The sequence below is a fragment of the Streptomyces scabichelini genome, assembly GCF_011045015.1.
Lineage (GTDB): Bacteria > Actinomycetota > Actinomycetes > Streptomycetales > Streptomycetaceae > Streptomyces > Streptomyces scabichelini.
Genome location: NZ_JAAKZY010000250.1, coordinates 1 through 14,641 on the forward strand (window position 1 = coordinate 1; position 14,641 = coordinate 14,641).

Annotated in this window: 12 protein-coding genes and 2 pseudogenes; 4 read left to right on the plus strand and 10 right to left on the minus strand. The window is 70.2% G+C overall.

The features are described from left to right. Positions 1-261: hypothetical protein (locus tag G5C60_RS51355; protein WP_206440737.1), on the plus strand; the 261-nt coding region annotated here is incomplete at its 5' end. Positions 262-670: 409 nt separating this feature from the next. Then, positions 671-1,178, plus strand: a pseudogene (trpS, locus tag G5C60_RS43630) (tryptophan--tRNA ligase); the annotation flags it as partial. A 503-nt stretch (positions 1,179-1,681) separates the two neighbouring features. Here trpS and proC read toward each other — a convergent pair. The 5 genes and pseudogenes from proC to G5C60_RS43660 all read right to left on the minus strand — a co-directional run. Then, positions 1,682-2,491 (minus strand): pyrroline-5-carboxylate reductase, encoded by an 810-nt coding sequence (gene proC / locus G5C60_RS43640; RefSeq protein ID WP_165268567.1) that lies wholly within the window; start codon positions 2,489-2,491, stop codon positions 1,682-1,684. Positions 2,492-2,625: 134 nt separating this feature from the next. After that, positions 2,626-3,432, minus strand: a complete 807-nt coding sequence (locus tag G5C60_RS43645; RefSeq protein WP_206440738.1) for an ABC transporter permease — start codon at positions 3,430-3,432, stop codon at positions 2,626-2,628. Further along, complete coding sequence (locus G5C60_RS43650) at positions 3,429-4,241, minus strand: ABC transporter ATP-binding protein (RefSeq protein WP_165268569.1); 813 nt, start codon at positions 4,239-4,241, stop codon at positions 3,429-3,431. Before G5C60_RS43650 ends, G5C60_RS43645 begins: the two co-directional genes overlap by 4 nt. Before the next feature lie 153 nt (positions 4,242-4,394). Continuing rightward, the gene (locus tag G5C60_RS43655; protein WP_165268571.1) at positions 4,395-5,168 is read right to left on the minus strand and encodes a class I SAM-dependent methyltransferase; all 774 of its coding nucleotides are present in this window, start codon (positions 5,166-5,168) and stop codon (positions 4,395-4,397) included. A 149-nt stretch (positions 5,169-5,317) separates the two neighbouring features. Next, positions 5,318-5,839, minus strand: a pseudogene (locus G5C60_RS43660) (EamA/RhaT family transporter); the annotation flags it as partial. Positions 5,840-5,966: 127 nt separating this feature from the next. Between G5C60_RS43660 and G5C60_RS43665 the strand changes: the two are divergent. Further along, complete coding sequence (locus G5C60_RS43665) at positions 5,967-8,243, plus strand: protein kinase domain-containing protein (protein WP_165268587.1); 2,277 nt, start codon at positions 5,967-5,969, stop codon at positions 8,241-8,243. A gap of 49 nt (positions 8,244-8,292) precedes the next feature. Here the strand turns inward: G5C60_RS43665 and G5C60_RS43670 are convergent, their stop codons facing one another. The 5 genes from G5C60_RS43670 to G5C60_RS43690 all read right to left on the minus strand — a co-directional run bounded on the left by G5C60_RS43670 (position 8,293) and on the right by G5C60_RS43690 (position 13,432). Continuing rightward, positions 8,293-8,625, minus strand: coding sequence for an SH3 domain-containing protein (locus tag G5C60_RS43670; RefSeq protein WP_165268573.1), 333 nt, complete (start codon positions 8,623-8,625; stop codon positions 8,293-8,295). A 144-nt stretch (positions 8,626-8,769) separates the two neighbouring features. Continuing rightward, the gene (ilvD, locus tag G5C60_RS43675; protein WP_165268575.1) at positions 8,770-10,623 is read right to left on the minus strand and encodes a dihydroxy-acid dehydratase; all 1,854 of its coding nucleotides are present in this window, start codon (positions 10,621-10,623) and stop codon (positions 8,770-8,772) included. A 223-nt stretch (positions 10,624-10,846) separates the two neighbouring features. Further along, a complete protein-coding gene (locus G5C60_RS43680; RefSeq protein WP_165268577.1) occupies positions 10,847-11,461 on the minus strand; it encodes a TetR/AcrR family transcriptional regulator in 615 nt (204 codons plus the stop codon). Then, complete coding sequence (locus G5C60_RS43685; RefSeq protein WP_165268579.1) at positions 11,458-12,282, minus strand: TIM barrel protein; 825 nt, start codon at positions 12,280-12,282, stop codon at positions 11,458-11,460. Before G5C60_RS43685 ends, G5C60_RS43680 begins: the two co-directional genes overlap by 4 nt. 202 nt (positions 12,283-12,484) lie before the next feature. After that, positions 12,485-13,432: a Ppx/GppA family phosphatase gene (locus G5C60_RS43690; protein WP_165268581.1), complete on the minus strand. Its 948-nt coding sequence runs from the start codon at positions 13,430-13,432 to the stop codon at positions 12,485-12,487. Between the two features lie 71 nt (positions 13,433-13,503). Between G5C60_RS43690 and G5C60_RS43695 the strand changes: the two genes are divergently transcribed. Continuing rightward, a complete protein-coding gene (locus G5C60_RS43695; RefSeq protein ID WP_165268583.1) occupies positions 13,504-14,433 on the plus strand; it encodes a DUF3109 family protein in 930 nt (309 codons plus the stop codon). The last annotated feature ends 208 nt before the right edge of the window (positions 14,434-14,641 follow it).

Below are 14,641 nucleotides of genomic sequence, written 5' to 3' on the forward strand. Positions count from 1 at the left end.
GTGTTGTTTTTCAAAGGAACCTCGCCACCGGAAAAGTCTCCGATGGACGGGGTATCAACATATCTGGCGTTGATTTTTGGCACGCTGTTGAGTTCTCAAGGAACGGACGCTTCCTTCGTACTCACCCGACAGACTCTGTCGCGGCTTTCCTCCGGGCGCTTCCCTTCGGTCTTGCGTTTCCGACTCTATCAGATCCTTTCGGACCAGATTTCCCGTCGGAGGGGGTTGTCTTCACGGCTGTTCGGCCGTTCCGACGAGTGAGACTTTAGCGGAATCTCGAGCCCCGAGCTAATCGGGGTCGCGCCCTTTCGAACGCGGATTCCTCATTTCGCAAACGCGCATGAAAACGAACCGACGACGGATCGTCGATCGTTGAATGCTTACTGCGGAATGGCTGTCCGGGGACCGACCGGAGTCGGCGCTCACGTCGGACAACTCGGAGAACACTACGGAGCGGGTAGATGCGTGTCAACTCCACGCCAGAGGCCACCCGGGAGGCGCACCCTCGGAGTCATGACGACGCATGCGTGCACCCAACTGTGGTGGGCCGCCTGAGGGCGGCCGTGCTCACGCATGTACTCAACGGCCGCCGCCTCGGCGGCCGTTCTCCTATCTCCCTCCTGGGGCGCCGGCCGGCGGGTAGCGGCGGTCCTGACCAGGAGGTGGAGAGATGACGCGGATCTTCAGTGGGGTCAAGCCGACGGGGCATCTGACGCTGGGGAACTACTTGGGGGCCGTGCGGCGGTGGGCTGATGTCGATCAGCACCGCGCCGACGCGCTGTTCTGCATCGTCGACCTGCACGCGCTCACCGTGGAGCGCGATCCCGGGCGGGTGCGCAGGCTCAGTCGTCAGGCGGCCACGCTGTTGCTGGCCTCGGGGATCGATCCCAAGCTGTGCACCGTCTTCGTACAGAGTCATGTCGATGAGCACGCGCGGCTGTCGTATCTGCTCGAGTGCGTCGCCTCGGACGGGGAGATGCGGCGGATGATCCAGTACAAGGAGAAGGCTGCGGTCGAGCGGGGGCGGGGTGGGAGCGTACGGCTGTCGCTGCTGACGTATCCCGTGCTGATGGCGGCGGACATCCTGGCGTACGGGACGGACGAGGTGCCGGTCGGGGACGACCAGACGCAGCATGTGGAGCTGGCGCGGGATCTGGCGGTGCGGTTCAACCAGCCGTAGGGAGCTGCTCATAGGAGAGGGTGCACGAGGTCGAGTTAGCTCGATCGTGTGATCGTCGGCTCACAAGGTTACGGCACCGTGAGCCGTCCAGGTTAACGTGATCATGCGATCTGGGACGCCAGTACGGCGCCAGCGTGCGGGGCCCCCGCTCCACCAGAGGATGGTTCGGGGCCTCCCCGTCGCCACTGGCCGTACCCCTGGCCAGATCGCGCAGGGAACTGGCCTCCCAGGCCCGGACCACGCACAGGATGCGTGTCGCCGCCCTGGGGTTGAGTACGCCGGGGACCAGTGCGCCCAAGACCGTTCGGGGCGTGCGGCTGACCAGGCTCACTTCTGCTCAGTCTTCAGGAACGGTGTTGCGGGACGGTGCGGAGAAGGCCAGGGAGATGGCGAGGCCGAGAGTGGACGTGGCGTACCGGGCGATCGGGTTGCTGCCGCCTGCTTGAAGAGCGGCGGGGCTGAAGAGCGGCGGGGCCGGGATCGGGCCCGGCCCCGGGTCTTTTAGCCGTTGCCGGATGCCAGTTCGCGGCCGCGGTTGCGGGCTGCCTCGAGGGCGGCGATGAGGGCGGCGCGTACGCCGTGGTTCTCCAGTTCGCGGATCGCGCTGATCGTGGTGCCCGCGGGGGACGTGACGTTCTCGCGGAGCTTCACGGGGTGCTCGCCGCTGTCGCGGAGCATCACGGCGGCGCCGATCGCGGACTGGACGATGAGGTCGTGTGCCTTGTCGCGGGGCAGGCCGAGGAGGATGCCCGCGTCGGTCATGGCCTCGACCAGGTAGAAGAAGTACGCCGGCCCCGAGCCGGAGAGGGCGGTGCAGGCGTCCTGCTGGGACTCGGGGACGCGGAGTGTCTTGCCGACGGCGCCGAAGATCTCCTCGGCGTGGGCGAGGTGCTCGGCGGTGGCGTGGCTGCCGGCGGAGATGACGGACATGGCCTCGTCGACGAGGGCAGGGGTGTTCGTCATGACACGGACGACAGGGGTGCCCACGGCGAGGCGCTCCTCGAAGAAGGAGGTGGGGATGCCCGCTGCGCCGCTGATGACCAGGCGGTCGGTGGGGACGTGTGGGGCAAGTTCATCGAGGAGGGCGCCCATGTCCTGGGGCTTGACCGTGAGGATCAGGGTGTCGGCCGTCTTGGCTGCCTCGGGGTTGGTGACCGGGGTGACGCCGTAGCGGGTGCGGAGCTCTTCGGCTCGCTCCGGGCGGCGTGTGGTGACCAGGAGGTCGGCGGGGGACCAGCCGGCTCGGATCATTCCGCTGAGCAGGGCTTCGCCGATCTTGCCGGTGCCGAGCACTGCGACTTTCTGGGTCATGTTCGGTTGCCCTCCGGGCGGGGTGCGTCGTCCAAGGCCCATCCTCGCACCGGGGTCACGGGGTGGGCCGAGTTGTCCGGTGGGCGGAATGGCCTGCTGCGGACGCACCCGGGGTCCAGGGGGGGGCGGCGGCGCTACGCCGTGCGGCGGCGGAGGGTGGCCGCACCGAGGGTGAGGACCAGGAGGGCGCAGGCCGCGACGATCAGGACGTCGCGGATGAAGTCGGCAGTGACGTCGGTGTGCTTGAGGACTTCGTTCATGCCGTCGACGGCGTACGACATGGGGAGGACGTTGGAGATGCCTTCGAGGACGGGGTGCATGTTGGGACGGGGAGTGAAGAGGCCGCAGAGGAGGAGCTGGGGGAAGATCACCGCCGGCATGAACTGGACGGCCTGGAATTCCGAGGAGGCGAAAGCCGACACGAAGAGGCCCAGGGCCGTGCCCAGCAGGGCGTCGAGAAGAGCCACGAGCAGGAGGAGCCAGGCCGAGCCCGTGACATCGAGACCCAGCGTCCAGACTGCGAGACCCGTGGCGAGGGCGGACTGGACGATGGCGAGGACGCCGAAGGCGAGGGCGTAGCCCGCGATGAGGTCGGCCTTGCCGAGGGGCATGGCGAGGAGGCGTTCCAGGGTGCCGGAGGTGCGTTCGCGGAGGGTGGCGATGGAGGTCACCAGGAACATCGTGATCAGCGGGAAGATGCCGAGGAGGGAGGCGCCGATGGAGTCGAAGGTGCGCGGGCTGCCGTCGAAGACATAGCGGAGCAGCAGGAGCATCACGCACGGGATGAGGATCATCATCGCGATGGTGCGCGGGTCGTGGCCGAGTTGGCGCAGGACGCGGGTTGCCGTGGCGGTGGTGCGGGAGTAGTTGATCGCGCTCGGCCTCGGGGGCGTGGTCGTGCTCGTACGCGTGGTGGTGCTGGTGCTGGTGCTGGTGTTCATCGGGCGGACTCCTTCTGGTGGCCGGCCGCGATCGCCTCGTCGACCAGGAGGAGGAAGGCGGCCTCGACGGTGTCGGCGCCGGTGTTGTGGCGCAGGGCGTCCGGGGTGTCGTCGGCGAGGATCTCGCCCTCGCGCATCAGGAGCAGCCGGTGGCAGCGCTCGGCTTCGTCCATGACGTGGGAGGAGACGAGGAGGGTGGCGCCGCGTTCGGCGGCGATCGTGTGGAAGAGGTTCCACAGGTCGCGGCGGAGTACGGGGTCGAGGCCGACGGTGGGTTCGTCGAGGACGAGCAGCTCCGGGGTGCCCAGGAGCGCGACGGCGAGGGAGACGCGGCTGCGCTGGCCGCCGGAGAGGTTGCCCGCGAGAGCGTCGGCGTGCGAGGTGAGGTCTACGTCGGCGATGGCGTGGGTGACGTTCTCGCGCCGGCGCTCGGCTGAAGCGCGGCCGGGGTCGAGGATCGCGGCGAAGTAGTCAAGGTTCTGGTGGACCGTCAGGTCGTCGTACACGGAGGGAGCTTGGGTGACGTAGCCGATACGTGAGCGGAGTACCGCGTCGCCTGCCGGGCGGCCGAGGACTTCCAGGGTGCCCGTCACCTTGGCCTGTGTGCCGACGATCGCCCTCATCAAGGTCGACTTCCCGCACCCGGACGGCCCGAGCAGACCGGTGATCTGGCCCCTGGGCACGGCGAAATCGAGCCCGCGCAGGACCTGGCGGGTGCCTCGGACGACGGTGAGGTCGGCTGCGCGGATCGCTGAGGCCGTGGGGGATGACTGAGGCGTGTCTGGGGGATCGAGGGAGTTATTCATCATGTGATGAATAATGCTCCCGCGGAGTCGCCTCGTCAAGCACGGCAGGCCGGAGCGCAGCCAGGGCTGCCTCCGGGGTTGGCATCCCCGGAGGGGGTGAGGCTCGCGGGAGCGGTGTGTGCGGGAGGAGGGTCGGCCCGCAGTGCGGAGGCGGGCTCAGGAGTGGGGTGCCACGATCACGTCGACGTCGTAGACCTCTTCGACCATTCCGTCCGGGAAGGTCTCCAGGAGGTGGGTGCGCTCCTCGGCGAGGAAGGCCGTGGTCTTCTCCTCGCCGAGGACGAGGAAGACCGAATGACTGCCGATGTTGGCGAGGTGGGTGTCGAGTGGGACGGTGCGGCTCCACCGGACCTGGCAGTGGGCGAACCGCGGTGCGTACGGCGCTCCGGCGAACGCGGCCTCGGCGCGGAAGCCGCCGTGCTTCTTGTCGATGCCGACGTACCGCTCCACGCGTTCCGCCTGCGCGGCGAGCCACGGTACGTCCTTGGCGTCCATGTTCCACCACAGGGCCAGCGCCCCGCCCGGCCGCAGTACGCGCATCGCCTCCGGGAGCGAGCGGGCCGGGTCGGTCCAGTGCCAGGCCTGGGCGTAGGTGAGGAAGTCGGCGGAGGCGTCGGTGAACGGCAGGGCGTTGCCGTTGCCGCGCACGATCGGCGCGTCCGGGAGCGTCCGGCGGAACTGGGCCGCCATGCCCTCGCCGGGCTCGACGGCGACGACCCGGGCGCCGCGCTCGCGCAGCAGGGCGGTGGCTATGCCGGTTCCGGCGCCCACGTCGACGACCCGGGCGCCGGTGAGGGTACGGCCCGCGAGGCGCTCGACCGCGTCGAAGAGGGCGGGCGGGTAGGAGGGGCGGTTCGCGGCGTACTGGGCGGCGACCGCGTTGAAGGAATGGGCGCGCCGGGCAAGCGAGTCGGGCTGTGTGGACGTCATCCCGTCATCCTGCCTCGCACGGCGGCTGATCAGCGCTGGCGCTTGTTCGCCGGGGTGCTCTTCGGCGAGCTGCTCTTCACCGAGTTGCTCTTTGACGAGCTGTTCTTCGACGCGTTGCTCTTCGACGAGCTGTTCTTCGACGCGTTGCTCCTCGACTTCGCCGGATTGCCGGTGCGTCGCACACTGCGTCGCTCGTACCGCTCCCGGGCCTCCTCGTACTCGGTACGCAGCAGCCCCTCGCCCGGGGCCTCGGTGAGGGAGCGGACGAAGTACGCGAGGAGGGAGCCGACGAACCCGATGGCCATCAGGCTGCGCAGGCGCGCCTGCATCTCCGGGTCGGCCCGTTCGCGGAACCCCTGCCAGGTGCGACGGAAGGCGATCGCGCTGCACACCGCGAACATCACGACGACGAGCAGGTTCACCAGTCCGCCGACGGCCGCGATCTGCAGCCCCTCGAAGGCGAACCGCAGCACCAGGCACGCGACGACGGCCGCGGCGAGCGCCCCGACGGCGACCCCGGCGCGGCGCGCCACGTATCCGCCGTCGTGCCGCACCCAGGTGGTGCCGAAGAAGCGGAGGGGTTCGGGCTGAGGGCCCGTGGGGTTCCCCGTGGGGTTGCGGCCCGTGGGGTTGCGGCTCGCGGAGACGCCGGGTCCGGTTTCGTCGCTCATGGGCCGATTATCGTCCCCGCTGCTGGTTGCGGAGGCCGCCCTCCTGCCCGGCCGATGGCCCCGGCCGCCGATGGGGACGCTAGTTTGGGTGGGCACCGATGTGACGTACGGGGGAGGTGAGGCGGCCGTGCAGCTCCGCGCAGGAGATCCGGAGGAGATCGGCGGCTACCCGTTGGAGGCACGCCTGGGTGCGGGCGGGATGGGCTCGGTCTTCCTGTCGCGTACGGCATCGGGCCGGCCCATCGCGATCAAGCTGATCCATCAGCAGTTCGCGGACGACGAGGAGTTCAGGACTCGCTTCCGGCAGGAGGTGTCGGCCGCCCGGCGGGTCAGTGGTGTCTTCACCGCGGCCGTGGTCGACGCGGACGTCGAGAGCCACCACCCGTGGATGGCCACGGCGTACATTTCGGGCCCCACGCTGGCCCAACGCATCGGTGCGGCCGGCTCGCTGGGCGGAGCCGAGCTGCGCATGCTCGCCATCGGGCTGACCGAGGCGCTGCGCGACATCCACCGCGCCGGCGTGGTGCACCGCGACCTCAAGCCGTCCAACGTCGTGCTGTCGCCGGAGGGTCCCCGCGTCATCGACTTCGGCATCTCGCGTGCCGCCGACCACCAGACGCTGACCATGACGGGCCGGGTCATCGGCACTCCCCCGTTCATGTCGCCCGAGCAGTTGCAGGCTCCGCGGGAGGTCGGCCCCGAGTCGGACGTGTTCTCGCTGGGCACGCTGCTGGTCTACGCGGCGACCGGGCAGGGGCCCTTCGACGCGGACAGCCCGTACATGACGGCGTATCAGGTCGTGCACGAGGATCCGGCGCTGGACCGGGTGCCCGACGCGCTGCGCACGCTCGTCGAGCCGTGTCTCTCCAAGGAGCCGAAGAACCGTCCCTCCGCCGACGAACTGCTGATGCAACTGCGCACCCTCCCGGAGGACTTGGGGCAGCCCGAGTCAGGGGTCTCCGCCAGGCCGGACGCGCAGGACACAGGCACGGATGCGAATGCGGACACGAACACCCGGCTGCTCACCGGGCGTCCCAAGCAGTCCGTGAGGAATCCCGCGAACGATCCCGCGACGGAGCCCGTGGGCGCCCACGATGGCGGCCCGACCGCCGGCCGTACGCTGCGCCGCCGCTGGCGCGCCGTCGTCGCGTGCGCCGCCGCGGTGGCCGCCATCGCGGGCGGGGCCGCCGTCCTGCAGTCCGGCCCCGGGGCGACGCAAGCCCAGGACAGCCCTCCCGACGGCGACCGCAGGACCGTGAGCGCCTCCGACGCGCGCCTGCCCGACGGGTTCGGGCGGTGGAAGGTGTCCGTGCGCGGCGGACGGAACATCCCCGACGAGCTGCGCTGTGCGGCGCGGGGCGACTCCGTGTACTGCGGGGGCGGCGGGGTCGTCGCCACGCGGATCGACACCGCGGACGGCACCCGGGTGTGGAGCCGGGCGAATCCCGGGGTTCCCGTGCACAACATGCACTTCGTCGGCGTTTCCGGGGACACCGTTCTCGGTTACCGGACCGGGGACGACGGCGACGCGGAGGAGGTGGTCGCCCTGACCGCCACGGACGGCGAGGAGCTGTGGTCGGCGCCGCTGGGCAGCGACGCGACCTCTCTCGTCGGGCAGCCCACCGAGGCCGTGCTGCTGGGCTTCTCGGTGTACGCGGCCGACGCGTCCGAATCCCGGTTGGTGGCCCGCGAAGCCGCCACCGGGAAGACGCAGTGGAGCACGCCCTTCCCGGACGGTTCCACGTGTACGCCGCTGGTCGCGGGCAAGCGCGTCTACGCGGTGTGCGCCTCCCGGTCCGAGGTCGACGCGCTCGAGGTGAGCCAGAAGTCCTTCCACACGGTCGACGTCGCGACCGGGCGGCTCGGGAAGGCCATGCGGGTCACGGGCGACGTGCTGCCGCTGGGCGGCGCGGCCGACGGCTCACTCGTCCTGCTGGAGGAGCACCGCACGGGCGTGGCAACCGACGGGTTCTCCAAGGTGATGCGCCTCGATCCGCGGACCGGCCAGGTCACGTCGGCGGTGCTGCCGAGCCGGTACTCCGGCGCGGTTCCGGGGCTGGCCGGAAACAAGGTCTACTTCTCCGGGACCGCGGGTCTGATCACCGCGGTGGACCCGGCGACCGGCAAGGAGGCCTGGACCCGCCAGACGAGCGTGGAGGCCGCGTCCGGTCCGACGGCCTCGGGCGGCGTCCTGTACTTCAGCTCGGCCAGCGGGCGCGTGACCGCCCTCGATCCCGACGACGGCCGCGTCCTGTGGACGTCGGATCCGCAGGGGGCGGGCGGCGGCATGGCCGACTCCATGACCAGCGGGCGCGTGGTGTTCTCCGGGCGGGCACTGATCGGGACGGCGAGCGGCAACACGGTGTTCGGCTTCGACGTGCGGAAGCCGCCGAGGGCGGGGTGACGCCCCGGCGGCCCCACAACCGAACGGCCGAACGGCCGAGCGCCCGGTGTCAGCAGCGCGGCGCCACGTAGCCGCTGCTTCCGGTCCGGACATAGGTGTCGCTGACGTAGCGGCCGCTGCCCACGCGGTCCCAGATGTTGGAGGTCCCCAGCGGGCCCGTGATGTTCTGGCCCGGGGTCTGGCAGTAGATGGTGACCCTGGTTCCGGCGGACAGGCGCCCCACGATGGCGTACGAGGTGCTGGGACCGGAGCGCACGTTCACGTCGGCGACCACGGTGTAGGTGGCCGCTGCCGTCGCGGTGGCGGACAGCTCCTCGGTGCCCGACTCCCCCGCAGTGCCTGCCTCACTCTCGGTGGCTCTCCCAGCGAGCTTCTCACTCATTCTGTTCTCCCCCGTTTGCGGACGATACGCGGAGACGTACCGTCACTTGGCATGCTCTGCACACATAAGACGCCCCTCGCAGCGGCACAGTTGCGCTGCGAGGGGCGTTTTTTTACCTACGCCTTACCAGGGGCGTACGGGGCGTCAGCCCAGCATCGAGACGTCCCGCACCGCGCCCTTGTCCGCACTCGTCGCCATCGCCGCGTACGCCTTCAGGGCCGCCGAGACCTTTCGGTCGCGGTTCTTCGGGGCGTACGCCCCGTTCAGGGCCGTACGGCGGGTGGCCAGCTCCTCTTCGGAGACCAACAGCTCGATCGAGCGGTTCGGGATGTCGATGCGGATGCGGTCGCCGTCCTGGACGAGGGCGATCGTGCCGCCGGACGCCGCCTCGGGCGAGGCGTGGCCGATCGACAGGCCCGAGGTGCCGCCGGAGAAACGGCCGTCGGTGACGAGGGCGCAGGCCTTGCCGAGGCCGCGGCCCTTCAGGAAGGACGTCGGGTAGAGCATCTCCTGCATGCCGGGGCCGCCCTTGGGGCCCTCGTAGCGGATGACCACCACGTCGCCCTCCTTGACCTGCTTGGCCAGGATCTTCTCGACGGCCTCCTCCTGCGACTCGCAGACCACCGCCGGACCCTCGAAGGTCCAGATCGACGCGTCGACGCCGGCCGTCTTCACGACGCAGCCGTCCACGGCGAGATTGCCCTTGAGCACGGCGAGGCCGCCGTCCTTCGAGTACGCGTGGGCGACATCGCGGATGCAGCCGTTCGCCGCGTCCGTGTCGAGCTCCTCCCAGCGCTCGGACTGGGAGAAGGCCTCGGCGGAACGCCTGCAGCCGGGGGCCGCGTGCCACAGCTCCACGGCCTCCTCCGCCGTCGAGCCGCTGCGGATGTCCCACGCGTCCAGCCACTCCTTGATCGAGGGGCTGTGGACGGTGTGGACGTCCTCGTTCAGCAGGCCGCCGCGGTAAAGCTCGCCGAGGATCGCGGGGATGCCGCCTGCGCGGTGCACGTCCTCCATGTAGTACGTCCGCGTCGCCGCGACGTTGGGCGCGACCTTCGCCAGGCAGGGGACGCGGCGCGAGACGGCGTCGATGTCGGTGAGGTCGTAGTCGACCTCGGCCTCCTTGGCGGCGGCCAGCAGGTGCAGGATCGTGTTGGTGGAGCCGCCCATGGCGATGTCGAGGGCCATGGCGTTCTCGAAGGCGGCGTGCGTGGCGATGGCACGCGGGAGGACGGAGGCGTCGTCCTCGTCGTAGTAGCGCTTGGCCAGCTCGACGACGGTGGCGCCGGCACGCTCGTACAGGTCCTTGCGGGCCGTGTGCGTGGCCAGCACCGAGCCGTTGCCGGGGAGGGACAGGCCGATGGCCTCGGTCAGGCAGTTCATCGAGTTGGCGGTGAACATGCCGGAGCAGGAACCGCAGGTCGGACAGGCGTTCTCCTCGATACGGAGGATGTCCTCGTCCGAGACCTTGTCGTTGACGGCGTCGGAGATCGCGTCGACCAGGTCGAGCGTACGGACCGTGCCGTCGACCAGCGTCGCGCGGCCGGACTCCATGGGGCCGCCGGAGACGAAGACCGTCGGGATGTTCAGGCGCAGGGCCGCCATGAGCATGCCGGGGGTGATCTTGTCGCAGTTGGAGATGCAGATCAGGGCGTCGGCGCAGTGGGCTTCCACCATGTACTCGACGCTGTCCGCGATCAGGTCGCGGGAGGGCAGGGAGTACAGCATGCCGCCGTGACCCATCGCGATGCCGTCGTCGACCGCGATCGTGTTGAACTCGCGCGGGATGCCCCCGGCCGCCGTGATCGCCTCGCTCACGATCCGGCCGACCGGCTGGAGGTGGGTGTGGCCGGGCACGAACTCCGTGAAGGAGTTGGCGACCGCGATGATCGGCTTCCGGCCGATGTCCGCGCCCGGTACACCGGAGGCGCGCATAAGGGCGCGGGCGCCCGCCATGTTGCGGCCGTGGGTGACAGTGCGGGACCTCAGCTCGGGCATCGTCGCTCGCTCCTTCAGTGACCTTCGAAGACTTTTCAGAGGCCTGCAGAGACCTTCAGAGAGTCCTGCAGAGAGTTCTGACAGGTGTCGAGCCTACGCCGGTGCTCCAGGATCCGGACAGCTCGTCCGGGATACGGGATGCACGTCTCGATCGGCGGCCGCGCCGAGGAGTCTTCGGCGACCGGGCCGAGGAGCCTGCGGCGGCCGTGCTGAGGGGGCTCGTTCACGACCCCGTCAGATGTCCCTGTACCACCGGTGCGACCCGCGTGATGATCTCCTCCGGGTCAGCCGACGCCAGCGGCTCCACCTTGATCACATACCGCAGCAGCGCGATCCCGACGAGCTGGGCGGCCGCGAGCTCGGCGCGCAGCTCCGCGTCCGGGAGGTCGAGCTGCTTGGCGACGCGGCGCAGCACCTGGCTGGAGACGAGGCGGCGGAAGACGGCTGCCGCGGCCTCGTTGTTCATGGCGGAGCGAACGATCGCGAGCAGTGGCGTACGCGTCGCCGGGTTCTCCCATACCCCGAAGAAGAAGCGGGCCAGCCGCTCACCGACGCCGTCGAGGGGGCCCTCGGCGATCGAGCCGGGGGCGTTCAGGACGGGTCCGAAGGCGACCTCGACGGCCGCCTCGAAGACCTGCTCCTTGGTGCCGAAGTAATGGTGCACGAGCGCCGAGTCCACACCCGCGGCCTTGGCGATGCCGCGTACGGACGTCTTCTCGTAGCCCCGCTCGGAGAACTCCTCGCGGGCCGCCGTCAGGATGCGGTCCCGGGCGGCGGGGGTGTCCGCGGAGTCCGTACGGGAGGGGCGTCCCCGGCGGCGCGGGGCGGCGCTGGTCATGAGCCGGCGACCCTGAGCGCCGAGGCGAGGTGGAGCCGGGTGAAGGCCAGGGCCTCCGCCAGGTCGGCCTCGCGTTCGGCGCTCGACATGGCCCGGCGGGTGTTGACCTCGATGACGACATGGCCGTCGAAGCCGCTCAGGGCGAGCCGCTCCAGGAGCTCGGCGCACGGCTGATTGCCGCGTCCCGGCACGAGGTGCTCGTCCTTCGCCGAGCCCCGGCCGTCGGCCAGGTGGACATGGCCGAGGCGGTCACCCATGCGGTCGACCATCTCCATGGCGTCGCTGCGGGCCGTGGAGGCGTGGCTCAGGTCGATCGTGAAGTGCCGGTAGTCGTCCTTCGTCACGTCCCAGTCGGGGGCGTACGCGAGCATCTCGCGGTCGCGGTAGCGCCAGGGGTACATGTTTTCGACGGCGAATCGTACGTCCGTCTCGTTGGCCATCCGCCAGATTCCGGTGACGAAATCGCGGGCGTACTGGCGCTGCCAGCGGAACGGCGGATGGACGACGACCGTGGAGGCGCCGAGCTTCTCGGCGGCGGCCCGGGCGCGCTGGAGCTTGACCCACGGGTCGGTGGACCAGACGCGCTGGGTGATCAGCAGACAGGGGGCGTGGACGGCCAGGACCGGGATCCGGTGGTAGTCGCTGAGCCTGCGCAGCGCCTCGATGTCCTGGCTGACCGGGTCGGTCCACACCATGACCTCGACCCCGTCGTACCCGAGGCGCGCGGCGATCTCGAAGGCCGTCGCCGTCGACTCCGGATAGACAGAGGCCGTCGACAGCGCGACCTTCGCATCCGGGATGCGGACCACTGGTTCTGCCACGAAGGACAGAGTACGGGTTGCCTCCGGCGGTTGGGCGGGGGCGGTTCGCGTTGGCCGAAGGGTGCCGTTTCTTGTCGTCGGGGTGCGCCTATTCACCGTTCGGGGATTTCGCCGTGCGCGCGTGCGGGTTGTGTCTGGCTGGTCGCGCAGTTCCCCGCGCCCCTATGGGGCGCTCCCCTCGGGGCGCCCCACTCGCGGCGCTTCAGCTCACCCGTTGTTCCTCGGAGCCCATGTGGTCCAGGCGTCGTAGGATCACGCCCTCTCTCAGGGCCCAGGGGCAGATTTCCAGTGTTTCCACGCCGAAGAGGTCCATCGCGGCCTCCGCCACCAGGGCGCCCGCCACGAGTTGGCCTGCTCGGCCCTCGGAGACGCCGGGGAGCTCGGCGCGCTGCTCGGCGGTCATCGTGGCGAGCTGGGGGACCCAGTCCTCCAGGGACCTGCGCTTGAGTTCGCGCTGGACGTAGAGGCCCTCGGCCGAACGTGCCGCGCCCGCGATGCGGGCGAGTTGCCGGAACGTCTTGGAGGTGGCGACCACGTGGTCGGGCGCCCCGAAGCGGCTGAATTCCCCGACCGTACGGGCGATCTGGGCGCGTACATGCCGACGCAGCGCCTTGACGTCCGCCGGGTCCGGCGGATCGCCCGGCAGCCAGGAGGCCGTCAGCCGTCCCGCGCCGAGCGGCAGCGACACCGCCGCGTCCGGTTCCTCGTCGATGCCGTACGCGATCTCCAGGGAGCCGCCGCCGATGTCGATGACCAGCAGCTTCCCGGCCGACCAGCCGAACCAGCGGCGGGCGGCGAGGAACGTGAGCCGCGCCTCCTCCTCGCCGGTGAGGACCTGCAGCTCGACGCCGGTCGCGGCACGCACCCGGTCCAGTACGTCGTCGGCGTTGCTCGCCTCACGCACGGCGGAGGTCGCGAACGTCAGCACGTCCTCGACGCCCTTGTCCTCGGCCGCCTCGAGCGCCTTCTGGACGACGGAGATCAGTTTGTCGACGCCCTCCGGGCCGATCGACCCGCTCTCGTCGAGAAGTTGGGCGAGCCGCAGCTCCGCCTTGTGCGAATGCGCGGGCAGCGGGCGCGCGCCGGGGTGTGCATCCACCACCAGCAGATGCACCGTGTTCGAACCCACGTCGAGGACACCGAGTCTCATGTACCGAACGCTACTGCGAGCAGGCCCCCCGCTGGTCCCCGGAGCGAACCCTGGCGACTTACCCTGGAGCCGTGCCAAAGACGAAAAAGGCGAAGACCGACAAATCGGCAAGCTCAGCCACATCAGCCAAGGGTTCTTCGCAGGCGAAGGCGGCCGGCAAGACCAAGAAGTCCCCGAAGAACTCCCCGAAGGACTCTCCCCAGAAGTCCCCGAAGAACTTTCCGAAGACGGCCGCTGTCCCGGCGTCCGAGCCGGACGAGAAGGGGCTCGACTTCGCGCGCGCGTGGGTGGAGTTCCCGGATCCGGCCGACGACGAGCAGGTCTTCCGCTGCGATCTGACATGGCTGACCTCTCGCTGGAACTGCATCTTCGGAAGCGGCTGCCAGGGCATCCAGGCGGGTCGCGCGGACGACGGGTGCTGCACGCTCGGCGCCCACTTCTCGGACGAGGACGACGAGAAGCGCGTCGCCGAGCACGTGGCGAGACTCACGCCGGAGATCTGGCAGAACCACGACGTCGGGACGGAGACCGGCTGGGTCTCGACGGACGAGGAGGGCTCCCGGCAGACCCGCCCGTACCAGGGCTCGTGCATCTTCCAGAACCGTCCCGGTTTCGAGGCCGGCGCGGGCTGCTCGCTGCACATCCTGGCCCTGAGGGAGGGCCGCGAGCCCCTGGAGACCAAGCCGGACGTCTGCTGGCAGCTGCCCGTGCGACGGACGTACGACTGGATCGACCGGCCCGACGACACCCGCGTGCTGCAGGTCTCGATCGGCGAGTACGACCGCCGCGGCTGGGGTCCGGGCGGGCACGACCTGCACTGGTGGTGCACGTCGGCGACCTCCGCGCATGGGGCGGGCGAACCGGTGTACGTCTCGTACCGGCCCGAGCTCATCGAGATGATGGGCAAGGCGGCGTACGACCGGCTGGTGGAGCTGTGCGAGGAGCGACTGGCGTCCCAGCTGCCGCTGGTGGCACCGCATCCGGCGGATCCGGTCGGCTGACGGGGGCCGGTCGACTGACCGGGGACGGTCGACTGACGCGAGTCGACCCGACGGGTGCTGACCCGCCGCTATGGGGCCTGCGGCGTCCACCAGGGCTAGCTTTCCGGTACCCCAGGGCTCGGGGTGCCGTCGGTGCTCGGTGGCGGGGGCGAGCCCCCGGGTTCCGTGGGGGTCGGGTCCGGCTCGGACGGAGTGGGGCCGCTGGGGG